This is a genomic window from Flavobacterium sp., from assembly GCF_027531705.1.
Taxonomy (GTDB): domain Bacteria; phylum Bacteroidota; class Bacteroidia; order Flavobacteriales; family Flavobacteriaceae; genus Flavobacterium.
The window spans coordinates 71,545-93,169 of sequence record NZ_JAPZSP010000029.1 but is presented as its reverse complement, the minus strand read 5'-3'; the positions used below and the strand labels follow the sequence as shown (position 1 = coordinate 93,169).

27 protein-coding genes and 2 tRNA genes are annotated in these 21,625 nt (G+C 31.8%); 6 read left to right on the top strand and 23 right to left on the bottom strand.

Going from position 1 to position 21,625, the window contains the following annotated elements:
• Positions 1-3 precede the first annotated feature (3 nt).
• Both O9267_RS11735 and O9267_RS11730 read right to left on the bottom strand, forming a co-directional pair.
• On the bottom strand, positions 4-450 hold the full coding sequence (locus O9267_RS11735) for a GNAT family N-acetyltransferase (protein ID WP_298179704.1): 447 nt from the start codon (positions 448-450) through the stop codon (positions 4-6).
• 386 nt (positions 451-836) lie between these two features.
• Positions 837-2,078, bottom strand: coding sequence for a glycosyltransferase N-terminal domain-containing protein (locus O9267_RS11730; protein ID WP_298179701.1), 1,242 nt, complete (start codon positions 2,076-2,078; stop codon positions 837-839).
• A 182-nt stretch (positions 2,079-2,260) separates the two neighbouring features.
• Here O9267_RS11730 and O9267_RS11725 point away from each other — a divergent pair, with 182 nt between their 5' ends.
• The 4 genes from O9267_RS11725 (at position 2,261) to O9267_RS11710 (ending at position 5,856) form a co-directional block, all read left to right on the top strand.
• A complete protein-coding gene (locus O9267_RS11725; protein ID WP_298179698.1) occupies positions 2,261-3,388 on the top strand; it encodes a DegT/DnrJ/EryC1/StrS family aminotransferase in 1,128 nt (375 codons plus the stop codon).
• 49 nt (positions 3,389-3,437) lie between these two features.
• Positions 3,438-4,451, top strand: coding sequence for a UDP-glucose 4-epimerase GalE (galE, locus tag O9267_RS11720; protein WP_298179695.1), 1,014 nt, complete (start codon positions 3,438-3,440; stop codon positions 4,449-4,451).
• 127 nt (positions 4,452-4,578) lie between these two features.
• Positions 4,579-4,956, top strand: coding sequence for a hypothetical protein (locus O9267_RS11715; protein ID WP_298179692.1), 378 nt, complete (start codon positions 4,579-4,581; stop codon positions 4,954-4,956).
• Positions 4,957-4,962: 6 nt separating this feature from the next.
• Positions 4,963-5,856 (top strand): EamA family transporter, encoded by an 894-nt coding sequence (locus O9267_RS11710; protein WP_298179689.1) that lies wholly within the window; start codon positions 4,963-4,965, stop codon positions 5,854-5,856.
• Positions 5,857-5,923: 67 nt separating this feature from the next.
• On the opposite strand, the gene O9267_RS11705 is transcribed toward O9267_RS11710, so the two are convergent.
• From O9267_RS11705 to O9267_RS11655, 11 genes are all read right to left on the bottom strand, one after another.
• On the bottom strand, positions 5,924-6,178 hold the full coding sequence (locus O9267_RS11705) for a hypothetical protein (RefSeq protein ID WP_298179686.1): 255 nt from the start codon (positions 6,176-6,178) through the stop codon (positions 5,924-5,926).
• Positions 6,179-6,250: 72 nt separating this feature from the next.
• Positions 6,251-6,505 (bottom strand): hypothetical protein, encoded by a 255-nt coding sequence (locus O9267_RS11700; RefSeq protein ID WP_298179683.1) that lies wholly within the window; start codon positions 6,503-6,505, stop codon positions 6,251-6,253.
• Between the two features lies 1 nt (position 6,506).
• Positions 6,507-7,184, bottom strand: coding sequence for a peptidoglycan DD-metalloendopeptidase family protein (locus O9267_RS11695; RefSeq protein WP_298179680.1), 678 nt, complete (start codon positions 7,182-7,184; stop codon positions 6,507-6,509).
• A 10-nt stretch (positions 7,185-7,194) separates the two neighbouring features.
• Positions 7,195-8,067, bottom strand: a complete 873-nt coding sequence (gene fabD, locus O9267_RS11690) for an ACP S-malonyltransferase (protein WP_298179678.1) — start codon at positions 8,065-8,067, stop codon at positions 7,195-7,197.
• A 77-nt stretch (positions 8,068-8,144) separates the two neighbouring features.
• Positions 8,145-8,672, bottom strand: a complete 528-nt coding sequence (locus O9267_RS11685; protein ID WP_298179676.1) for an NAD(P)H-dependent oxidoreductase — start codon at positions 8,670-8,672, stop codon at positions 8,145-8,147.
• Between the two features lie 3 nt (positions 8,673-8,675).
• Positions 8,676-8,888 carry a hypothetical protein gene (locus O9267_RS11680; RefSeq protein ID WP_298179672.1) on the bottom strand — a complete coding sequence of 71 codons (213 nt, stop codon included), beginning with the start codon at positions 8,886-8,888 and terminating at the stop codon, positions 8,676-8,678.
• Entirely contained in the window at positions 8,888-9,295 is a 408-nt protein-coding gene (locus tag O9267_RS11675; protein ID WP_298179670.1) for an AtaL-like protein, read from the bottom strand. The genes O9267_RS11680 and O9267_RS11675 overlap by 1 nt, the downstream gene beginning before the upstream one ends.
• A 1-nt stretch (position 9,296) precedes the next feature.
• Complete coding sequence (locus O9267_RS11670) at positions 9,297-9,524, bottom strand: (4Fe-4S)-binding protein (RefSeq protein ID WP_298179668.1); 228 nt, start codon at positions 9,522-9,524, stop codon at positions 9,297-9,299.
• Between the two features lie 15 nt (positions 9,525-9,539).
• Positions 9,540-9,821 carry a GNAT family N-acetyltransferase gene (locus tag O9267_RS11665; protein ID WP_298179666.1) on the bottom strand — a complete coding sequence of 94 codons (282 nt, stop codon included), beginning with the start codon at positions 9,819-9,821 and terminating at the stop codon, positions 9,540-9,542.
• A gap of 25 nt (positions 9,822-9,846) precedes the next feature.
• Positions 9,847-10,563: a pirin family protein gene (locus tag O9267_RS11660; protein WP_298179663.1), complete on the bottom strand. Its 717-nt coding sequence runs from the start codon at positions 10,561-10,563 to the stop codon at positions 9,847-9,849.
• A 78-nt stretch (positions 10,564-10,641) separates the two neighbouring features.
• Positions 10,642-11,217 (bottom strand): Crp/Fnr family transcriptional regulator, encoded by a 576-nt coding sequence (locus O9267_RS11655; RefSeq protein ID WP_298179660.1) that lies wholly within the window; start codon positions 11,215-11,217, stop codon positions 10,642-10,644.
• Positions 11,218-11,344: 127 nt separating this feature from the next.
• Between O9267_RS11655 and O9267_RS11650 the strand changes: the two genes are divergently transcribed.
• Positions 11,345-11,902, top strand: a complete 558-nt coding sequence (locus tag O9267_RS11650; protein ID WP_298179657.1) for a sugar O-acetyltransferase — start codon at positions 11,345-11,347, stop codon at positions 11,900-11,902.
• Between the two features lie 53 nt (positions 11,903-11,955).
• On the opposite strand, the gene O9267_RS11645 is transcribed toward O9267_RS11650, so the two are convergent.
• Together O9267_RS11645 and O9267_RS11640 are read right to left on the bottom strand one after the other, a co-directional pair.
• Positions 11,956-13,146 carry a pyridoxal phosphate-dependent aminotransferase gene (locus O9267_RS11645; protein ID WP_298179654.1) on the bottom strand — a complete coding sequence of 397 codons (1,191 nt, stop codon included), beginning with the start codon at positions 13,144-13,146 and terminating at the stop codon, positions 11,956-11,958.
• Between the two features lie 79 nt (positions 13,147-13,225).
• The gene (locus tag O9267_RS11640; protein ID WP_298179651.1) at positions 13,226-14,323 is read right to left on the bottom strand and encodes an acyl-CoA desaturase; all 1,098 of its coding nucleotides are present in this window, start codon (positions 14,321-14,323) and stop codon (positions 13,226-13,228) included.
• A gap of 110 nt (positions 14,324-14,433) precedes the next feature.
• On the opposite strand from O9267_RS11640, the gene rsmG reads away from it, so the two are divergent.
• Positions 14,434-15,063: a 16S rRNA (guanine(527)-N(7))-methyltransferase RsmG gene (gene rsmG, locus O9267_RS11635; RefSeq protein ID WP_298179649.1), complete on the top strand. Its 630-nt coding sequence runs from the start codon at positions 14,434-14,436 to the stop codon at positions 15,061-15,063.
• Here the strand turns inward: rsmG and O9267_RS11630 are convergent, their stop codons facing one another.
• The 8 genes from O9267_RS11630 to O9267_RS11595 form a co-directional block, all read right to left on the bottom strand.
• On the bottom strand, positions 15,064-16,083 hold the full coding sequence (locus O9267_RS11630) for a T9SS type A sorting domain-containing protein (RefSeq protein WP_298179646.1): 1,020 nt from the start codon (positions 16,081-16,083) through the stop codon (positions 15,064-15,066).
• A 114-nt stretch (positions 16,084-16,197) separates the two neighbouring features.
• Positions 16,198-17,826, bottom strand: a complete 1,629-nt coding sequence (pruA, locus tag O9267_RS11625) for an L-glutamate gamma-semialdehyde dehydrogenase (RefSeq protein WP_298179644.1) — start codon at positions 17,824-17,826, stop codon at positions 16,198-16,200.
• A gap of 303 nt (positions 17,827-18,129) precedes the next feature.
• Entirely contained in the window at positions 18,130-18,516 is a 387-nt protein-coding gene (gene apaG / locus O9267_RS11620; protein WP_298179642.1) for a Co2+/Mg2+ efflux protein ApaG, read from the bottom strand.
• A 66-nt stretch (positions 18,517-18,582) separates the two neighbouring features.
• Positions 18,583-19,836, bottom strand: a complete 1,254-nt coding sequence (locus O9267_RS11615) for a type IX secretion system plug protein domain-containing protein (RefSeq protein WP_298179639.1) — start codon at positions 19,834-19,836, stop codon at positions 18,583-18,585.
• A 171-nt stretch (positions 19,837-20,007) separates the two neighbouring features.
• Entirely contained in the window at positions 20,008-20,772 is a 765-nt protein-coding gene (locus tag O9267_RS11610) for a class I SAM-dependent methyltransferase (RefSeq protein ID WP_298179636.1), read from the bottom strand.
• Between the two features lie 58 nt (positions 20,773-20,830).
• Positions 20,831-21,178 carry a DUF1508 domain-containing protein gene (locus O9267_RS11605; protein ID WP_298179633.1) on the bottom strand — a complete coding sequence of 116 codons (348 nt, stop codon included), beginning with the start codon at positions 21,176-21,178 and terminating at the stop codon, positions 20,831-20,833.
• 86 nt (positions 21,179-21,264) lie between these two features.
• Positions 21,265-21,350 (bottom strand) — tRNA-Leu (locus tag O9267_RS11600).
• Positions 21,351-21,518: 168 nt separating this feature from the next.
• Positions 21,519-21,591: transfer RNA gene (locus tag O9267_RS11595), tRNA-Gly, on the bottom strand.
• Between the last annotated feature and the right edge of the window lie 34 nt (positions 21,592-21,625).

Here is a 21,625-nt window from a genome sequence, read left to right as displayed (position 1 = left end):
ATTTTAGGATAGTTTGTGTTTTAATAATTTGCGATTGTGAACTTCAAAATCGTTGGCAAGATACAATTTTTGTGCGTTTTGATTATGGTTTTCCACTTCGAGATAAATCAATTTAACATTTTGATTTGATGCTTGCTCTTTTATAAAATCAATAGTTTGTTTTCCAATTCCTTTTCCGCGATAAGTTTCTTTAATATATAATTCGTCTAAAAATGCTATTCTTCCTTTGTATTCAAAACTAAAAACATAAGTTAGAATTACGTAACCAACCAATTCTTCATCCGAATAGATCAACCAAGCTTTTCCAAGTTTTTCGTCAGAAATAAATTCTTGAAATAGTTTTTTAGAAACGGCTATATCGATTGGATAATTATCAATTGCATAGAAATCTTGCATCATTTTGGTGATGGTTTCGATTTGATGGTTTTCTAAAGGTTGGAAAGTGGTCATTTTTACATGTTTTATATTTTTGTAAAATTATTTTGGGATTAAAGAAATTAAAAATAATCCAATGAATAGTAATGCAAAATATATAGTAAAGAAACAAGAAAGAGGATGATTTTCAATTATTGAATATTTGTTGGTATATAGTTTTAAAATTTCAACTTTTTTTATTTCTCTAAAATAAAAAATATAGTCAAATATTATTGTTAGTATAAAACAAGATAAAAAAACAGGTGATTTAACATTATCGTCAATAGTTAGATTAAGTAACGGACTTTGAATCATTGTCAAAGGAAGTAAAATAAGCCAAATCCATTGTATTGACATAAAAAGAACAACACCTCTATAATAATCAGTATTGCATCTCAATAATATGTAATATAATAAACTCACTAAGAAATATGTTTCAAAATAATATCTGTTGCACCTTTATTCATTTGCACAAAAGTGGAACAAATATGTCCTTTTTCGTGGCGAATATCTTCGTTGAAAATTAAATTGTTAAAGGCTTCGTTTAATTCATTTTGATTTGAAATTGAAATACAGCCTTCTTGATGAACCAAAGCTGTTGCTTCTGCAAAATGAGAATAATTTGGTCCAATTACAATCGGAACGCCAAATGTTGCTGGTTCTAAAATGTTGTGTACGCCTGGATTTCCAAATCCGCCACCAACATAGGCAATATCGGCGTAGGAATAAATTTTCGTTAAAATTCCGATGGTATCGATGATGAAAACGTTGTTTTCATGTAGAGACAAGGCATGCCTTGTCTCTACATTTTCGGAAAACAACATTGTTTTTTTTGTAATGGATTTTTTTAATTCATGAATTTGCTCCGCTTTTATATTGTGTGGTGCGATGATAAATTTAATTTCGGCAGATGATTTGTTAATGTATTCTACCAATAAATTTTCGTCTTTAGGCCATGAGCTTCCAATTACGATGGTGGTTTTGTTGTCTTTGAAATTTTCAATAAAATCTAAAGAATTGCCTCTTTCTAAAATGGAAACTACTCTGTCGAAACGCGTGTCGCCTGAAACTTTTACATTGTTGAAACCAATGCTTTGAATCAATTTTTTTGAACTTTCGTTTTGTACAAAAAAGTACTCAAATGTTTTTAAAGCGTTTTTGTAAAATCCGCCGTACCATTTGAAAAAAGCTTGGTTTTCTCTGAAAATTCCTGAAATTAAATACGTTTTTATTTGAAGTTTTTTCAGTTCGTTCAAATAATTAGGCCAATATTCATATTTTATAAAGAAAACGAGTTCTGGATTTATGGTTTTTATGAATTTTTGAGCATTTGATTTTGTGTCTAATGGCAAATAAACCGTGGCATCGGCAACTATATTATTTTTTCGAACTTCGTAACCCGATGGAGAAAAGAAAGTCACTACTATTTTATGATTTGGAAATTTTTCTTTTATTTTTTCAATAACGGGTAAACCTTGCTCGTATTCGCCTAATGATGCTGCGTGAAACCAAATGGTTTTGTCGTTTGGATTGATTTTGCTTTGTAAAATAGAGAAAACTTCTTTTCTACCATTAACAAAAAGTTTCATTTTTAGACTGAAAAGTGCCAATAGTTTTACTACTTGTGAAGCGAGAAGTATGATTAAATTGTATAGAAAAAGCATCTGTTTTTATTTGTGTGGCTAAATTAAGCAATTTATTTTTACAAAAGACGTTTACTGTCTAGCCCTGATTGCAGCGGCACCGAAGTAGAGCGAAAAGCAGGAAAAGGGAAACCAAAAAATCCCGAACCATTCGCTCCAAATAACTAGAAAAAGTTTACTTTTGTAACTCAAATTTTTTTAGAATGAAAAAACTACAAATGGTTGACTTGAAAGGTCAATACGAAAAAATAAAAGAGGAAGTGAATGCTTCTATTCAAGAAGTTTTAGAAACAAATACTTATATAAACGGACCTTTGGTTCATCAATTTCAGAATGATTTAGAAGATTATTTAGGAGTAAAACACGTAATTCCTTGTGCAAACGGAACCGATGCGTTGCAAATTGCCATGATGGGATTGGATTTGAAACCTGGTGATGAGGTAATTACTGCCGATTTTACCTTTGCTGCTACTGTTGAAGTTATTGCTTTGTTACAATTAACTCCCGTTTTGGTTGATGTGGATATGAATAATATGAATATTTCGCTAGACGGAATTCGTAAAGCGATTACACCAAAAACTAAGGCGATTGTTCCAGTGCATTTGTTTGGTCGTGCTGCCAATATGGATGCGATTATGGAAATTGCAAACGAATATAATTTGTATGTTATTGAAGATAATGCGCAAGCAATTGGAGCCGATTATACTTCAAAAGATGGTTCTAAAGTAAAAGTAGGAACGATTGGTCATGTTGGTGCAACGTCGTTTTTTCCATCTAAAAACTTAGGTTGTTATGGTGATGGCGGAGCGATTTTTACCAACGATGATAAATTAGCTCATATTTTAAGAGGAATTGTAAATCACGGAATGTATGAGCGTTACCATCATGATGTAGTAGGAGTTAACTCACGTTTGGATAGTATTCAAGCGGGCGTTTTGAAAGCGAAATTACCACATTTAGATACATACAATAAAGCACGTCAAGATGCTGCTAGAAAATATTCTGTTGCGTTGAGTGTAAATTCAAATATTTGGGCACCATTTATTTGTGAAACTTGCGATTGCCATGTTTTTCATCAATATGTTATCAGAATTACGAACGGAAAACGCGACGGATTATTAGCTCATTTGCAAGAAAAAGGAATTCCATGCGCGATTTATTATCCAATTCCGTTGCACAGTCAGAAAGCTTATGCTGATTCTCGTTACAAAGAAGAAGATTTTCCAGTAACCAATCAATTATGTAAAGAAGTGATTGCATTACCAATGCACACCGAATTGGACGACGAGCAAATTAAATTTATAACGGATACAGTTTTAGAATACGTTTAATTATACGTAGAGACGGAATGCATTCCGTCTCTGCTGAATAAAATAAAATATGAAAATAGTAGTAACAGGAGGTTTAGGTTTTATAGGTTCACACACAGTTGTTGAATTACAAAACGAAGGTTTTGAAGTGGTTGCCATTGATAATTTATCGAATTCATCTGAAAGTGTTTTGGACGGAATTGAAAAAATTACAGGTAAAAAACCAATTTTTGAAAAAATGGATTTGCGTGATAAAGCGTCGGTTCAAAATTTCTTTAAAAAACATAATGATGTTGATGGTGTGATTCATTTTGCAGCTTCAAAAGCAGTGGGTGAAAGTGTTGAAAATCCTTTATTGTACTACGAAAACAACATTAATGCGTTGGTTTATGTTCTTCAGGAATTGAAAGAATTGCCAAATGCTAATTTCATTTTTAGTTCTTCTTGTACTGTTTATGGTCAAGCCGAAAAAATGCCAATTACTGAAGATGCTTCTGTGCAACCAGCGATGTCGCCTTATGGAAATACCAAACAAATTGGCGAAGAAATTATAACTGATGTTGCTAAAGTTACCAATATCAATTCCATTTTATTAAGATATTTTAATCCAATTGGATCTCATCCTAGTGCTGAAATTGGAGAATTACCACTTGGTGTTCCTCAAAATTTAGTTCCATTTATTACACAAACTGCTATTGGAATGCGTGAGAAACTTTCTGTTTACGGAGATGATTATCCAACTCCAGACGGAACAGCAATTCGTGATTATATCCATGTTGTTGATTTGGCGAAAGCCCATGTTATAGCAATGCAACGTTTGTTGAACAAGCAAAATTTAGAAAAAGTTGAAACCTTCAATCTTGGAACTGGAACAGGAAGTTCGGTTTTGGAAGTGATTACTGCTTTTGAAAAAGTTTCGGAACAAAAACTGAATTACCAGATTGTGGGTAGAAGAGAAGGCGATATAACTTCGGCTTATGCCAATACTGATAAAGCTAATAATGTTTTAGGCTGGAAAGCACAATCAACTTTAGAGGATAGTTTGGCAAGTGCTTGGAAATGGGAAAAGAAGATTAGAGGTTAGTTTTCAGTTTTCAGTCGCAGTTTTCAGTATTTATTCTTAATCATTCGTTTACAGTTTGTCATTCCGGAGGAATCTCAATTATTTATTTTAAATCTTTATATTTAACTATTTTAATCTAAATTTATTTATGAAAAAACTTAGCTTTTTTTTAGTTTTAATTTTAGCTTTATTAATATCTTGTGAAGGTTCAGATTCCTATCAAGGAAAGTGGAAAGCTATGGATTCAACTGGTAAGAAGTTTGAAATAGTTTTTTCGCCGACTAGTTTTTATATTAAAGATAGTCTTGGCAAATCTAATGGGTATAAATACACACAAAACTCGATTAAATCTGAAAATTCTATTGAAACTTATGGAATTTTACTTGAAGATGGTCGTGGTTATCAAATTTATTTTCCCAAAAAGGATGAAAGTGTTGGATTGCTATTTGATGAAAATGGTAAAGTCATGTATACAATAGGAAGAAAAGATTATGTAACTTATGATGAAATTTACAAGTTAAATTAAAAAAGAATGACCAACCAAAAACCCGATTTAAAATTAATTTTTTCCTTAGTAATTGTCGGGATAGTTTGGGGAACCACCTATTTAGGTATTCGTGTTGCTGTTGAGAGCATTCCGCCTTGGTTTATAACTTCTATTCGTCAAGGAATTGCAGCGTTAATTGTTCTTGGAATTTTACTTTACAAAAAACAATTGTCTTGGATTGGTTGGAATAATTTAAAATACCAATTGATTCCTTCTTTGTTGATGATTGTTATAGCCAACGGTTTTACAACTATTGCCGAACAAACTTTACCAAGCGGTTTGACTTCTATAATGAGTGCACTTTCTCCTGTGATTATTTTTATTGGAGGTATTCTTTTTGGAATTGAAAAACCTAGATTAAAAGGATTTATTGGTGTTTTATTAGGTTTTCTTGGTGTGGTTTTTATTTTCAGAAATGGATTGGATGATATTTTAGATCCAAACTACAAAACTGGAATGTTGTTTTTAAGTATTGCCATTTTGAGTTGGTCTGCTGGAATGGTTTATTCCAAAAAACATACGCATAAATCTAATAACATTGCATTGAATTTATTTTACCAATTCTCTATTTCTTCCCTAATTCAATTTGCTTTAGCTTTTATATTTTCTTCTAACACAGATGTGAATACTTGGAGTTTACGCAGTATTTCAGCGGTTTTGTATCTAGCTGTTTTTGGCTCGGTTTTGGCTTTTTTCTGTTATTATTATGCTCTAAAAAGAGTTACTGTTCTTCAAGTTTCAATTTTAAATTATATAAACATAGTCATAGCTGTCTTTTTAGGATGGCTTGTGCTAGATGAAATTATTACAATTGACTTTATTATTGCTACAGCTTTGATTATTTTGGGTGTCTTTATAATCAATTACAAAAAGAAATAGTTGATATATTCCAAATAAAAAACCCAATCTTTTAAGATTGGGCTTAATTTTCTTAAGAAATAAAAAATTATTTTTTAACTTCTTCTTTAACTTCTTTAGCAGCTTCTTCTACTTTAGCAGCTCCTTCAGCAGCAGCGTTTTCTACAGCGTCTCCAGCAACAGTTGCAGTTGAATCAATAGCATCAACAGCACCTTCAGCAGCAGCATCAACTTCTGTTCCTACAGCTTCTGTAGCGTCTTCTACTTTGTCTTGTGTTGTTTCTTTACAAGAAACTACTAATAATGATGCAACTAAAGCTAAACTTAAAAATACTTTTTTCATGGTTAAATTGTTTTTGAATTAATAATTGATTTTAATTTTCAGTTTATTACAGAGCAAAACCAATGCCAAACTTTATTTTTTAACAGATTCTTTTATTTTTTTTGCGCCTTCTTCTACTTTTTCAGCACCTTTAGCAATAATTACTTTTGCTTTTTCGCCCATTTTTGTAGAATCTAAGACTTTTTTCGCTTTTACTTTTGCAGAATCAGCAGCTTGTTTTAAGTCGGCGCTTACTGCTTTTGTTGCTTGTTTTACTTTTTCTGTAGTTTCTTCTTTGCAAGAAATTAATAGTGTTGCGAACACTAAGGATAAAATTATTTTTTTCATACTATTTAAATTTTAATAACGTATTTGGATTAGGACAATTTTTTTGATAAAAATTCAAATTATTTTTAGAACAAACTCCAGGATAATCTCCTGTCTTTCCTTCCATATCTATAATAATTTGAAAATGCAAATGAGGCGCGTAATCACCATTTATTGGAGGCAAACCTAAAGTTGCTATTTGTGTTCCCTTTTTTATTTGTTCACCTACTTTTTTATCTACTAAACTGTTTTCACTAAGATGACCATATAAGGTATAAAATTTGAACTGACCTATTTCGTGTTCCAAAATTATTGCTGGACCATAATCGCCCAAACCAGTGTTGTTTTGAAAACTATGAATTGTTCCATCTAAAACTGCATGAATAGAAGCTTGTTTGTTTATCCATAAATCTAATCCAATATGAATGTTGCGTTCTTCTGAATTATTATTGTTAAAAACAGAACTTCTTTTATATAAATTTCTTGTCTCTAAATAGCCTCCAAAAGCAATTTTGGCATTGTTTAAAGAAAGATAGTTTTCAATAAAAACTTCATAATCTGATGCGCTTTCTAGTTTATGATTGCTCAAATCATTATTTGAAATTGACAAATCTAAAGCCACATAATCATTATATCCTATATTTGGTTCAATAACCTTACTAGCATCTAATGTGGATAATAAATTTATAAAGTTTTGCATAATGAATCAGTTAAGCAGAAATAGTCTCAACTTCTTTATCAATTTTATTTACTAATCCAACTAATACTTTTCCTGGACCAACTTCTGTAAAACTTGTAGCTCCATCTTTTATCATTTGCTGAACAGATTGTGTCCATTTTACAGGAGCAGTCAATTGGATGATTAGATTTTTCTTAATTTCATTTGCATCAGAAACCGCACTTGCTGTCACATTTTGATAAACCGGACAAATCGGATTTGAAAAAGTAGTTGCTTCAATAGCTGCTGCTAATTCTTCTCTTGCTGGTTCCATCATTGGTGAGTGAAATGCTCCGCCAACAGGCAGAATTAAAGCACGTTTTGCACCAGCTTCTTTCATTTTTTCGCAAGCCAATTCTACCGCTTTGTATTCTCCAGAAATAACTAATTGTCCTGGACAGTTATAATTTGCAGCAACTACAACACCATCAATTGAAGCACAAATATCTTCTACTATTTTATCATCTAAATTTAAAACGGCTGCCATCGTTGATGGAGTAATTTCACAGGCTTTTTGCATTGCGATTGCTCTTTGTGATACCAATTTTAATCCGTCTTCAAAAGATAAAGCTCTATTGGCAACTAAAGCTGAAAATTCACCTAACGAATGACCTGCAACCATTTCTGGACAAAAATCTTCCAATGTTTTAGCTAAAATTACCGAATGTAAAAAAACAGCTGGTTGGGTAACTTTTGTTTCTTTTAATTCTTCTGCAGTTCCTTCGAACATAATATCTGTAATTCTAAAGCCTAATATTTCATTAGCTTTTTCGAATAATTCTTTTGCTACTGCTGAATTTTCATATAAATCTTTTCCCATACCTGAGAATTGTGCACCTTGACCCGGAAATATGTATGCTTTCATTTTTTGAGTTTAAAAGTTTAAAAAAGTTTAGGAGTTTAAAAGTTCCTAAAAAAATAAATACAAAAATAACATTTTTATTAGAATTCGATTGTGTTTATAATTCCTAATAATTTATTCTTTAAATCTTCATTTGTTATTCCTTTTTCGGTATCGAAATTATCATTGAAACTTGGCAAAGAAAAACTTCCTTTAACAACAGCACCTTGAAAAGGAAAACGATTTTTTGCAATTTCTAAAACAGAACTTCCGCCACGCGGTCCAGGTGAAGTTGCTAGTAAAAGCACTTGTTTTTCTTGAAATGTTTTGGCATTGATTCTTGATGTCCAATCAAAAATATTTTTGAAAGCTGTCGAATAAGCACCATTGTGTTCTGCAAACGAAATCACAATTAAATCAGCACTTCCAATCTTTGCATAAAAATCTTGAGCTAATTGCGGAATTCCGTTATCATTTTCTTTGTCTACCGAATAAATTGGCATTTCGAAGTCATTTAAATCCAAAACTTCTACTGTAGTATTTTGAAATTGATGAGCTGCATAAGTTGCCAATTGTTTATTTATAGAAGTCTTACTTGACGATGCTCCAAAAGCGATAATTTTTTTCATTTGTTATTTTTTTAACCAGTGACCTAATATTTTTCCAAGAAAAGGAAGTAAAACAAAAACCATTAATGGAACTAAAATCCCCGTCATGATTAATGTTTTTAAAGGCAATGGTAAATTTTTAATATAATCTCCAATTAAAATACTTACTAATGTAATCGTTGGATAAATTGCTATCCAAACCATTACTGCAAATTTCCATTTAGGTGGTTGTTTCATTAATTTTCTTCTATATAAGTCTTAGTTTTTAATACAGCGTTTTTTGCCAATTCTTGATTGTTGATTTCAATTTGGGTTGTTTTATCAATCCAATTGATGGTGAAAGTCATTTCGGTTTCGGTTTCTGAAATCATTCTAATGTCATTATCAACATAGCCTTCCAGCGTCGGATGTTCCAATAATAGAAACCGAACCTTGTAGGGAATAAATGTTATTTTTTCTTTTAAAATAGTCTTGTTGTCAGGAGTTGTTACGGTCATTTGTCGTAAAACAAAATCACTATTCTTTTCAGAAATAACCACATCACTAACGCCAGGAACAAAATGTTCTGGTTTTTCAATTTTATAAATCAAATACTCCCAGACTTTTTCTAGTGTGGCATTTACAATTGTGGTGAATTGTACCATTCTATTTTTCGTTTAAATAATAAGTCAATGCACCAGAAGGGCATTTTTTTATAGTTTCAATAATTTTTTCAGTTGTTGAATTTTCTGCGATTATCCATGGTTTTTCTTTAGGTTTGAAAACATCTGGATTGTTTTTTACACATTCAGCCGCGTGTTTGCATAAACCAATTTTCCATACAATGCTAACCTCGCCATTACAATATTCTTTTGTTAAGTCGTTTGAATTCATAATTGATTTTTTACATTATAAAACGTCTCTAAATTCCGGAGTTTTATCAAATACACTTTTGGCAAATGGACAAAGCGGAATAATTTTAATTCCTTTTTCACGAGCATATTCTACTGCTTTTACTACCATTTTTTTACCAAAGCCTTTGCCTTCATTTTCCGGATTTACTTCGGTATGATCGATAATTATTTTGTCTTCGCCTGCAAAAACAAAAGTCATCATTGCTTCATGTTTGCCATCAACATCAATATAAAAAATACCATTTTTATCATTGATTTTTAATTGTACTTCGTTCATAATTTATTTTTTAACTGAACACTAATTACTGTTCCATCGGAATTTCCATCACTAAAAACTTTGAATCGGTATTTGCTTTAATTTCAATTTCAGAAGTTTCCCAAATTCCAATCGCATCTCTTTTTTCTAATTTTTCTCCGTTAACTTCAATTTCACCTTCAATATTCATGATGTAAAATCCGTTTCCTTCTTTTTTAAGGGTCAATTTTTTTGAGAAATCTTTATCAAAATCACTCAAATAAAACCACGCATCTTGATGAATCCAAACTCCAGCATCATCCGCATTTGGCGAAAGAATTTGTGCAAAATTATTTTTTTGCTCGGTTACATCTAAAGTAATTTGTTGGTAACGAGGTTCTACATTTCTATATTTCGGAAACAACCAAATTTGAAATAATTTAGTGTGTTGGTCAGCATTCGGATTGAATTCGCTGTGTTGCACTCCAGTTCCAGCACTCATAACCTGAACATCACCTGTTTTGATGGTTTCAGTATTTCCCATGCTGTCTTTATGAGCTAAATCTCCTTCTAGTGGAATAGTGATTATTTCCATATTGTCGTGTGGATGTGTCCCAAAACCCATTCCTGCAGCAACAGTATCGTCGTTTAAAACGCGTAACATTCCAAATTGAACTCTATCGGGATTGTACCAACTTGCAAAACTAAAACTGTGATAAGCATTCAACCAACCATGATTGGCGTGACCTCTTGAATCTGCTTTGTGTAAAACTATATTTTTCATAATGTATAAATGTATTAATTATTACGATACAAATTTACAGCGATAAGATTCGTGAAGCACTTAATGTAGATTAAGAAATTATTTTTTTAGTAATCGTGCTTTCATTTTACTAAAAAACTCAGGGGTTACTCCAATATAAGAAGCAATTTGCTTTTGAGGTATTTTTTGAATTAGTGTTGGATATTTAGAACAGAATTTTTCGAAGCGTTCTTCTGCAGATAAACTTAAATTATCCATTAAGCGTTCTTGGTGTGAAACCAATGAGTTTTCAGCTAAAATTCTGAAAAAGCGTTCTAGTTTTGGGATTTCTTTATAAAGCTCTTGATGATTTTCTTTTGAAATTATAACAAGTTCAGCATCTTCTAAAACTTCAATAAAAAGATTACCAGGTTTTCCCGAAATATAACTGTACATATCGCCAATCCACCAACCTTCACAAGCAAAATGCAAAACATGTTCGATAATATTATCGTTAATATTAAAACTTCTCAAAATACCAGAATTCACAAAGTAAGTACAATCGGCAATTTCTCCTGAACTCAATAAAATGGTCTTAGCTTTAAATTGTTTGGTTTCTATTTTAGATAAAAACAAAGTTTCTTCTTCAGGAGTTAAAGAAACATGCTTGGCGATATTTTGTAGAATAGATTGCATTAGTTCAAAAATACAATTTTTAACTTGTTATTTCGGAACAGAGATTTAAGAAATTAAACAGATTATTAAAATTTCTCTGATTTCTCCAAATCTGTGTTCCAAAAAAGATATTTTATATATTTGAATTATGAAAACCGAAAAAGAAAAAATGCTAGATGGCGAAATCTATTTTGCTAACGATAAAGTTTTAATAGCAGAAAGATTACGAGCAAAAAAATTACTTCATAGATTCAATATTACAGAGTATGTAATGAATGGAAATTCAAGAAATATTCTGCGTGAACTAATGCCCAATGCTCACAAAAGATTATATATCGAGCCACCATTCCATTGCGATTATGGTTATAATATTCATTCAGGTGAAAATGTATATTTCAATGTGAATTGTGTAGTTCTTGATACCATGAAAATCGAAATTGGTAATAATGTTTTCTTTGGTCCAAATGTCCATATTTATACAGCAACACATCCACTTGACGCTGTTGAAAGACGAACAGTTGAGTTTTCAAAACCAGTTTCAATAGGTGACGATTGTTGGATAGGAGGTAACTCGGTGATTTGTCCAGGTGTAAAAATAGGGAATGGTTGTACGGTCGGCGCAGGTTCAGTTGTAACCAAAGATATTCCAGAGAATTCACTCGCTGTTGGAAATCCTGCTAAAGTGATTAGAAAATTAAACCAATAAAAAAAACCTCAAAGTTTGAATTTTGAGGTCTTTTTTTAATTAAATTTATTTTTTTAAGAAACCGCTTCTTTAATACGTTTCATAGCTTCAGCCAATAATGCTTCGCTAGTTGCATAAGAAAAACGAATACAATTTGGATTTCCAAAAGCATCGCCAGTTACTGTTGCAACATTAGCTTCTGCCAATAAATACATCGAAAAATCATCAGCATTATTGATTAATTTTCCACGTAAAGTTTTTCCAAAATAATAAGAAACATCAGGAAAAACATAAAAAGCTCCTTCCGGAACATTTAGTTTGAATCCTGGAATCTCTTTAACTAAACCAACTACTAAATCTCTACGATTTTTGAAAGCAGAAACCATTTCGTTCAACACGCTTGGGTCAGCATCAACTGCTGTAATTGTAGCTCTTTGAGCAATAGAATTCGCTCCAGAAGTAACTTGACCTTGCATTTTAGTACAAGCTTTTGCGATTATTTCAGAAGCACCAATATATCCAATTCTCCAACCTGTCATGGCAAATGCTTTTGCAACACCATTTACAGTAATCGTTCTGTCAAACATTCCGTCAATAGTAGCGATACTGCAAAAAGTTCCAGAGAAATTAATGTGTTCATAAATCTCATCTGAAACTACATAAATTTCGTTTGGTTGATTCAAAATCACTTTTGATAAAGCCGTCAATTCCTCACGATTATATACAGAACCACTAGGATTACATGGCGAACTATACCAAATCATTTTAGTTTTTGGAGTAATAGCTTTTTCTAATTGTTCCGGTGTAATTTTGAAATCACTTTCTACAGAAGTCGGAACTTCAACTGGAATTCCGCCTGCAATTTTGATAATCTCATAATAAGAAACCCAATAAGGCGCAGGAAGAATTACTTCATCACCAGGATTTATCATACATTGAGCAATATTGTATAAAGATTGTTTTGCACCAGTAGAAACTACAATGTTGGCAGGTTTGTAATCTAAATTATTATCTCGTTTGAATTTTCTACAAATAGCTTCTTTCAATTCCATATAACCATCAACTGGTGAATAGGTTGAATAGTTTTCGTCAATAGCTTTTTTAGCAGCTTCTTTGATAAAATCGGGTGTATTAAAATCGGGTTCGCCCAAACTTAAACTGATAATGTCTTTTCCTTGTGCTTTTAATTCTCTTGCTAATGCAGCCATGGCAAGAGTTTGTGATGTAGTTAAATTATTAATTCTGTCTGATAATGGGTTGCTCATTGTTGTGTGTTTATATTTAATCGAAAAAATTGAAGTATCTAAAATATCTTAATACTTAATACTTCAATCTTAATTCTCTTTACGATAATTGTGGTTGTCTTCCTAAATCTCTCAAATGAGTAAAGTGCGAATAAATTGCAGCTCTAGTTGTTTTGAATTCGTAGTAAGGAAGATTACATTCTTTTGCAGTTTCTCTTACAAATTCAGCTATTTTATTATAATGAATATGGCTAATATTTGGAAAGATATGATGCTCAATTTGATGATTTAATCCACCTGTGTAATAATTTACTAACCAATTTTTTGGAGCAAAATTAGCTGTTGTATATAACTGATGAATTGCCCAAGTGTTTTCTATTTCTCCTTCATCATTTGGAATTGGATTATCCGTTTCATGTACTACGTGAGCCAATTGGAATACAACACTCAAGATAACTCCAGCCGTGTAATGCATAATGAAGAATCCGATTAAAACTTGCCACCAGCTAACATGTCCAACAAGAATTGGAATAACAATCCACATAGAAAAATATATCACTTTTGTAATCACTAATGTTGTCCAACGAATTACAGGTTTTTTGAACTCACCATAAGATAAATTTCTCTTTAAATAACGTCTCATTTGTTGAAAATCGGTTGTGATTGCCCAATTGAAAGTCAATAATCCGTAAAGAATAAATGAATAATAATGTTGAAATTTGTGATGACTGTACCATTTTGCCTCTTTGGTGAAACGCAAAATTCTTCCAGCTTCTAAATCTTCATCATGGCCAAGAATATTCGTGTAAGTATGGTGTAAAACATTGTGTTGTACTTGCCAATTGTAAACATTTCCGGCTAAAATATAGATACTTCCACCCATGAATTTATTTACCCAACCTTTGTTAGAATAGGCACCGTGATTTCCATCGTGCATTACATTCATTCCAACGCCTGCCATTCCAACGCCAATCACTACATTTAGTAAAAGGTAAGTCCAGAAAGGCATTTCCATTGCAAGTAAAAAGAAGTATGGAGTTAGGAAAATAGTAAACATTACAATTGTTTTTAAATGTAATTTCCAGTTTCCAGTTTTGTCAATATTATTTTCTTTGAAGTAATCGTTTACTCTTTTATTTAAAGTTCTAAAAAATTTAAGATTGTCGCTTTTAGAAAAGACAGGTGTGTTGGTACTCATAATTTGGAATTCTAATAATTTGTTCAAAGGTAAATATTATATTTTTTTTAGAAGTAAAAACAAATCATAATTATTAACCAAAAAGACTATTTTTGTTAAAAATTCAATTTATGGAAGAAATTCTAAAGCAATTTCCAAATCTGACTGATAATCAGATACAACAATTTGAAATGTTACAAAATTTATATGATGATTGGAACGCTAAAATCAATGTAATTTCGAGAAAGGATATTGATGAATTATATACGCGTCACGTACTACATTCGTTAGGGATCGCTAAGGTATTAGAGTTTAAACCTGGTTCTAAAATTATGGATGTTGGAACTGGCGGCGGTTTTCCTGGAATTCCATTAGCGATTTTATTTCCCGAAGTTGATTTTTACTTGATAGATGTTATTGCCAAAAAAATAAGAGTTGTCAACGAGGTTACTTCTGCATTAGGATTAAAAAATGTAAAAGCAGAACAAAAACGTGCCGAATTGGTAAACCAAGAATTTGATTTTATAGTAAGTCGTGCTGTAACGAATATGCCCGATTTTGTTTCTTGGGTAAATGGTAAAATCAGAAAAATTTCAAAACACGAGCTTCAAAATGGTATTTTGTATCTAAAAGGTGGTGATTTAACTGAAGAATTAAAAGATTATAAAAAAGCCGAACAATTTAACTTGTCCGACTTTTTTAAAGATGAATTTTTTGAAACCAAAAAAGTAGTGCATTTGGCTTTGAAACCACTTAAGTAATTAGTTTTTAATCATTTTTTGATTACTTGTTCCTTTATCTGTTGTGATTTTTACAAAATAAATTCCGTTTTGTAAAGTACTAACATCTATTCCATTTTCAAAAGAAGTTGTATTTAAAACAACACGACCATTGTTATCAGTAATTGAAACTGAATTGATAGTTGAATCCGATTCATTTCTAATTTTCAAAACATCTTGTACGGGATTTGGATAAAGAGAAACAAAGTTTTTATAATCGTTAGAAGTTGTTCCTAACAATTGTCCAACCCAAACTTCGTATTGAGTTACAGTTTGATTAATACTTAACAAAGGGACATTAATTGAGGTTGTTGTGCTTCTAAATAATGGTGTTTGAATTCCTATGCCTTGATCAGGGTAATAGTTGTAAGTAGTTTGCACAACAGTACCAACGTTAGAAAAAATTTGATAGTTCAAATTGATATTTTGAACCGATTTTAACCTTGTAACAGAAGTATTGCTTAGCAAACCAAAATTCGTAGACATAGTGCCATAAGCATCAACTGAACTTGCGATTGTTCCGGTTAAAGTCCCTGAATATGTTCCAAAAGTATAAGTTCCAGCTAATGTGTCAGTGTTTAAGTAACCATAATTCATAGGTAAGGTTCCAATTGATGCATTATTTGTTGCAAAATTCAAATCAATTTCGGTACTGTTTAGTCCAGTAATTGAAAATGTATTTCCAACAGTTTTAGTGAATAATTTCGAAACATTAGTTACCCCATTCATGTCACTTGTAGAAACTAAAACATTTGATGTGTTTGGATAGGTAGTGACTTCATCGGTTGTAGGTTCAAAATTATAAATAACGTTTTGTCCTAGAGAAACTAAATCGGTAAAATTCCATATTAAATTTGCGCCACTTGAGGATTCGTCTAATGTATTAGTTGAGTTTACAATTTCAAAAATATTTCCATTTTCAATTTCAAGAGTATTGATTGGAGTTTGTGCTGTAGTTTTTATCGAAATTAGAACTAAGATTAAAAGTAGTTTTGTTTTCATAACTTAAAGTTGTTATTTGTTTTGAGATGTAAATATATAAAAAAAGTCCAAACATCACTGAATGAACTTTTTAAAATATTAAGCACTTCTAATTTCGTAACTCGTACCTTAAAATTATTCTCCTAAAAATGGATATCTATAATCTTCAGGTGTTACAAATGTTTCTTTAATAGTTCTTGGAGAAACCCAACGCAATAAATTTTGCATAGAACCTGCTTTATCGTTGGTTCCAGAAGCTCTTGCTCCACCAAAAGGTTGCATTCCTACAACAGCACCAGTTGGTTTGTCATTGATATAGAAATTTCCTGCTGCGTTTTCTAAAGCTTTTGTAGCTTCAATTGTAGCATATCTATCTTGACTGAAAATAGCTCCAGTTAAGGCATATTCTGAAGTTTCATCAACTAGTTTTAATGTTTCGTTCCACTTGGTATCTTCATAAACATAGATAGTGATAACTGGACCAAAAAGCTCCGTTTCCATTGTGGTATATTTTGGATTTGTGGTAACAATAACAGTTGGTTCAATGAAATATCCTTTTGATTTATCATAGTTTCCACCAAGGATAATTTCGGCATCAGCATCTTTTTTAGCTTGGTCAATATAACTTGCTAATTTGTCAAATGATCCTTCGTGAATTACTGCTGTAATGAAGTTTGAAAAATCTTCTGGACTTCCCATTTTCATTGAATTTACATCAATGATTAATTGTTCTTTTACAGCTGACCATAAACTTTGTGGAATATAAGCTCTTGATGCTGCCGAACATTTTTGTCCTTGAAATTCAAATGCACCACGAGTAATTCCGGTAACTACTTGTTTTACATTCGCTGAAGGATGTGCTACAACAAAATCTTTTCCACCTGTTTCACCAACTATTCTTGGGTATGTTTTATAAGAATGAATTTGAGTTCCAATTTTTTTCCAAATTTCTTTGAAAACGAATGTTGAACCTGTATAATGAACTCCAGCAAAATCTGGACTTGCTAAAACAGTATCAGTAATCATGACAGGATCACCGAAAACTACGTTGATAACACCATCTGGAACACCAGCTTCTCTGAAAACATCAATTATGATTTTTGCAGAAAAAACTTGACTATCACTAGGTTTCCAAACCACTGTATTTCCCATCAAAGCTGCACTCGCTGGAAGATTAGCTGCAATAGCTGTGAAGTTAAAAGGTGTAATAGCATATACAAATCCTTCAAGTGGACGATACTCAACTTTGTTCCAAACATCTGAGTTTGATGCTGGTTGGTCTTGGTAAATTTGCGTCATGAACTCCACGTTGTAACGTAAGAAGTCAATCAATTCGCATGATGCGTCAATTTCTGCTTGAAAAATAGTTTTCGATTGAGCAATCATGGTTGCTGCGTTAATTCTAGCACGGTATGGACCAGCAATTAATTCGGCTGCTTTTAGAAAAATGGCAGCGCGATGTTCCCATGGCATGTTTGCCCATTTTTTTCTGGCTTCTAAAGCTGATGCAATTGCTTTTTCAACATGAGATTTTTCGGCTAAATGGTACGTTCCAACTATGTGTTTATGATCGTGTGGAGCCGACATGGTGCGTGTATTTCCCGTTTTTATTTGCTCAGAACCAATGTACATTGGCACATCGATTGTTTCGTTCCACATTTTTTTATAAGCAGCAAGAACGCCTGCTTTTTCTGGTGAATTAGGAGCATACGATTTTACTGGCTCGTTGACCGCTTTGGGTACGTTAAAGAAACCTTTTGGCATGATATAGACTGTTAGATTGTTAGACTTTTAGATGATAGACTTAGTATAAAATGCGAATTATTTAATTTGTAACAAAAGTACAAAGGTTTTTTTGAACTTTTGATAACAAGTGTTACAAAACTTTCTGTAGTCAATTTAGCTTACCGATAAGGTTAGCCCAGATAGTAATGAAAATCATTTATAGAAAGAATTCTATTTTTTTGTTGCGCTAAAAAAGCGACCATAGAAGCTCTTTTTAGGGCTTACAAAAAAAGAATTGTTCTATAAATATTGCAATGTATAGCTGGAGATTGCTTCAAAAAATTAGTTTAACGCAAAAGGTGCATTCAATTTGAATGTTGGCACAATTACTTTAAATGATTTTGTAGTTGTAAAGTTAATCATGTTGAAATAACCTTGCATAGAACCATGCGGTGATGAAAGAAGGCAACCTGAACTGTATGTGTGTAATTCGCCAGGTTTTAAAACGGGTTTTTTGCCAATTACGCCTTCGCCATCTACAATTTCGATTTCGTTTAGCGAATCTAATATTTCCCAATGGCGTGAAGTTAGTTGAACGGAATCTTTGCTATGATTTTCAATGGTTATTTCGTACGAAAAGGCAAAATGCAGTTTGTGATTTTTGAAGTATGTACCTTCAAAACTCGTCAAAACAGATATTTTTATGCCTCTTGTTATTTGGGTAACCATATTGAAACTTTTTGTAAAGTTACAAAATTTATAAAATCTCAAAATGGTTTTACCGTTAAATTATTGCTAATTTGTTATATCAGTTGAAGTTGCGATGCCTTTTCCGATGACTTTGTCATAACGTTGATTGTTTTCGCGGTAATATACCATGACAAAATAGTTATCTTCTGTTTGGTAAAAATTACCATCAATAGCATTTTCACCATCAATTTTTCCAGATTTATCGGCAATAGTGTATTTGTAATTATAGAATCCTTGTTTGAGCATAAGGGCTTTTTCATAAATACCTTTTTCACGATTATAATCCATTTTATATTCGTCTGTAAGGTCATAATTGTTAAACAGACCTGTAATATATATTGAATCTTTCCCATAATAGGATGGAGCGGAAAGAGAAAAGAAAACCCATGTATAATCGGATTCGACTTCGTTTTGTTCTGCATTTATGTTTCTAATAATAAAATTTCCATTTGCATCTGGGAAAAAGGTATATGGGTTTTTTGCTCTAGCATAATTGGGGAATAAATAAGTGTTATAAACTCCTCCATTTGAATCAATTTTTGCTACGTTATTTCCTGCCGCTCTAACATCTTTATTTTCAAAAAATAAATACTCATTTCCTGCCCAAAATTGTGTTTCTTTGTCGTATTTATAAATTAAGTCATTGCCAACAGTGTACATTGGTTTTATATTGGTTATAGCATTGTTTAGCTGTCCATTTTGTATTAGCATAACTTTTACATTAGTGAGCGGACTTTGGAAAATCATATCTTTTGATTTTATGGCAAAATCTAAGTTGTGTTTGTATTCGACATCTTTAACTTCTCGTGCTCTTTTTATTTGTAATGGGACTTGAACTTGGTCTTGGTATAAAATAAATTTTCTAGAGAAAACAACTTCTCTATCTTCATTTAAAATCGATAACATATAGTTTCCAGTAACTAAAAATCTTGTAAACTGGTTAGGAAATGAAAGACGGTAATGCGAATAGAGTTGTAAGGTATTAAATGAGTTGACGTAATCTTGAATGCGCTGATTATCGAAGCCAGCAATGTATTCTGCTTGTGCCAAATCGGACTGTTTCCAATCATAGTTGCAATGAGTGATTTGATAATAATAATTGGCTTCATTGCCATATAGATCATCAAATTGTAATTGAAAAGAATCGCCAAGACGGTATATTGGGATTGTATTTTGTCCATTTTGAACAAAAGTAATTGTTTTTATATGATAGGGTGCTGCAATTTCTTTTTGAACTTGAGAAAAAGCTACAAAATTTGAAATAAGAAAAACGCTAAGTATGAACCATTTTTTAAGCATAATCAATTCTTTAGGAATGTAAATATAACAAATATTCTTATCTAATATTATACCAAAGGATTAAATCTGATAGAAATTAGTACAAATATTATAAACGATTAAGAAAGTTAAGGAATTAAGTTTTAAGGTAAACTTAATGCTTTAGGTACAATTGATTAAACGAAAGAGCTCTTATTTATAACAAACAGGAATAATTTCGCCTTTTGCTAAACAATATTTCTCAACCAATTCAGGTGAAATTTTTGTGGTGTAATCTTCCTCAATTACGTTGAAACCTATTGAACGTAATTTATCAAAATAATCTCTGCCATAAACTCTCACATGATCATATTGCCCGAAAATTTTAGCTCTTTCTTTTTGGTCCACAATAGAATCATCTGAAAAAGTTGTCGCACGAGACAAATCTTGCGGAATCTGAAAAATACCCATTCCGCCAGGTTTTAATACTCTATATAACTCTTGCATTGCCTTGGTGTCGTCTGGAATATGTTCTAAAACGTGGTTACACAGAATAATGTCGTATGAATTGTCCTCAAAAGGCAAGTTGCAAATATCAGCTTTCACATCAGCCAATGGTGAAAATAAATCGGTAGTTGTGTAAGCTAAGTTTTTTTGATTTCTAAAAAGTTGGTAAAAAGCTTGTTCAGGTGCAAAATGCAATACTTTTTTTGGAGCTGTAAAAAAATCAGTTTCGTTTTTTAAATACAACCATAAAAGCCGATGTCTTTCAAGTGAAAGTGTGCTTGGCGATAAAACATTGTTTCGCTGGTTTCCGTAACCATAAGGTAAAAACATTCTGAAACTTCTTCCGTCAATTGGGTCAGTAAATTTAGTTCCTTTTAAAAGAAAAGCTAAAATAGGTCTAGCTACATAACTCAACCTAATTAGTAAAGGTCTTGGAATGGTGTTTAAGATAAATTTGAATATTTTTTTCATGTAATGTTGTATTGAAAAAATCTGCTCAAAAATACTATCTAAATTTGATAGTAAGAATTTAATCTGCAAAAATGTTTTCAGAACTCGTAAAATCGAGGATTTCTGAATTGGCTCCGTATTTTACAATTTCGTCAATTCCTTTTTGAAGACGTAATTCGGTGGTATATTTTCGGCTTATAGCAAGAAAACGTTCGTTTAAAGTCATTTTGAAAAAAAACTTTCCGCCAGGCGATTTTGATTTTTCAAACACGCAATTTGCTAGATTTTGCTTAATGTGCTCAATATCTTCAATGCATTCAAACTTCAATTCATACGGAATACTACTAAAAATAGTTTTCCCTTTTCTTGAAGTGAATTCATATTTATATCTATCGTCAAAACGTTTGCTTATAACAAATGCGCCCATAAGTTTTTAAAATTCCAAAAAATTAAATTCCAAATTCCAAGTTTGAATAAATAAAAAAAGCTTCAAATTTCTTTGAAGCTTTTTTGTACTCAGAGCGGGACTTGAACCCGCACGAACATTGCTGTTCACTGGATTTTAAGTCCAGCGTGTCTACCAATTTCACCATCCGAGCATTTTGCTTTTAAATGTTTTTTTAGCTAATTTTTAGAAAAAATTAAGTAAAGAGAACACCATCCGAGCATTTTTCTTTTTGAATAGATGTTTGATGATTACATCAAATAACTTTTCAATCTGATAATTTGCTTTTAATTATTAAAATTATCAGCAGAATATGGTTTTGAGCGAAAAACGGGGCTCGAACCCGCGACCTCGACCTTGGCAAGGTCGCGCTCTACCAACTGAGCTATTTTCGCGTGATTGTCTGTGTAAGAACTTCAATACTTAACT

Bases quoted from the DNA above. Each gene is read 5' to 3' on its own strand.
- O9267_RS11735 (WP_298179704.1), bottom strand. From the start codon at position 450: ATGACCACTTTCCAACCTTTAGAAAACCATCAAATCGAAACCATCACC.
- O9267_RS11730 (WP_298179701.1), bottom strand. From the start codon at position 2,078: ATGCTTTTTCTATACAATTTAATCATACTTCTCGCTTCACAAGTAGTA.
- O9267_RS11725 (WP_298179698.1), top strand. From the start codon at position 2,261: ATGAAAAAACTACAAATGGTTGACTTGAAAGGTCAATACGAAAAAATA.
- galE (WP_298179695.1), top strand. From the start codon at position 3,438: ATGAAAATAGTAGTAACAGGAGGTTTAGGTTTTATAGGTTCACACACA.
- O9267_RS11715 (WP_298179692.1), top strand. From the start codon at position 4,579: ATGAAAAAACTTAGCTTTTTTTTAGTTTTAATTTTAGCTTTATTAATA.
- O9267_RS11710 (WP_298179689.1), top strand. From the start codon at position 4,963: ATGACCAACCAAAAACCCGATTTAAAATTAATTTTTTCCTTAGTAATT.
- O9267_RS11705 (WP_298179686.1), bottom strand. From the start codon at position 6,178: ATGAAAAAAGTATTTTTAAGTTTAGCTTTAGTTGCATCATTATTAGTA.
- O9267_RS11700 (WP_298179683.1), bottom strand. From the start codon at position 6,505: ATGAAAAAAATAATTTTATCCTTAGTGTTCGCAACACTATTAATTTCT.
- O9267_RS11695 (WP_298179680.1), bottom strand. From the start codon at position 7,184: ATGCAAAACTTTATAAATTTATTATCCACATTAGATGCTAGTAAGGTT.
- fabD (WP_298179678.1), bottom strand. From the start codon at position 8,067: ATGAAAGCATACATATTTCCGGGTCAAGGTGCACAATTCTCAGGTATG.
- O9267_RS11685 (WP_298179676.1), bottom strand. From the start codon at position 8,672: ATGAAAAAAATTATCGCTTTTGGAGCATCGTCAAGTAAGACTTCTATA.
- O9267_RS11680 (WP_298179672.1), bottom strand. From the start codon at position 8,888: ATGAAACAACCACCTAAATGGAAATTTGCAGTAATGGTTTGGATAGCA.
- O9267_RS11675 (WP_298179670.1), bottom strand. From the start codon at position 9,295: ATGGTACAATTCACCACAATTGTAAATGCCACACTAGAAAAAGTCTGG.
- O9267_RS11670 (WP_298179668.1), bottom strand. From the start codon at position 9,524: ATGAATTCAAACGACTTAACAAAAGAATATTGTAATGGCGAGGTTAGC.
- O9267_RS11665 (WP_298179666.1), bottom strand. From the start codon at position 9,821: ATGAACGAAGTACAATTAAAAATCAATGATAAAAATGGTATTTTTTAT.
- O9267_RS11660 (WP_298179663.1), bottom strand. From the start codon at position 10,563: ATGAAAAATATAGTTTTACACAAAGCAGATTCAAGAGGTCACGCCAAT.
- O9267_RS11655 (WP_298179660.1), bottom strand. From the start codon at position 11,217: ATGCAATCTATTCTACAAAATATCGCCAAGCATGTTTCTTTAACTCCT.
- O9267_RS11650 (WP_298179657.1), top strand. From the start codon at position 11,345: ATGAAAACCGAAAAAGAAAAAATGCTAGATGGCGAAATCTATTTTGCT.
- O9267_RS11645 (WP_298179654.1), bottom strand. From the start codon at position 13,146: ATGAGCAACCCATTATCAGACAGAATTAATAATTTAACTACATCACAA.
- O9267_RS11640 (WP_298179651.1), bottom strand. From the start codon at position 14,323: ATGAGTACCAACACACCTGTCTTTTCTAAAAGCGACAATCTTAAATTT.
- rsmG (WP_298179649.1), top strand. From the start codon at position 14,434: ATGGAAGAAATTCTAAAGCAATTTCCAAATCTGACTGATAATCAGATA.
- O9267_RS11630 (WP_298179646.1), bottom strand. From the start codon at position 16,083: ATGAAAACAAAACTACTTTTAATCTTAGTTCTAATTTCGATAAAAACT.
- pruA (WP_298179644.1), bottom strand. From the start codon at position 17,826: ATGCCAAAAGGTTTCTTTAACGTACCCAAAGCGGTCAACGAGCCAGTA.
- apaG (WP_298179642.1), bottom strand. From the start codon at position 18,516: ATGGTTACCCAAATAACAAGAGGCATAAAAATATCTGTTTTGACGAGT.
- O9267_RS11615 (WP_298179639.1), bottom strand. From the start codon at position 19,836: ATGCTTAAAAAATGGTTCATACTTAGCGTTTTTCTTATTTCAAATTTT.
- O9267_RS11610 (WP_298179636.1), bottom strand. From the start codon at position 20,772: ATGAAAAAAATATTCAAATTTATCTTAAACACCATTCCAAGACCTTTA.
- O9267_RS11605 (WP_298179633.1), bottom strand. From the start codon at position 21,178: ATGGGCGCATTTGTTATAAGCAAACGTTTTGACGATAGATATAAATAT.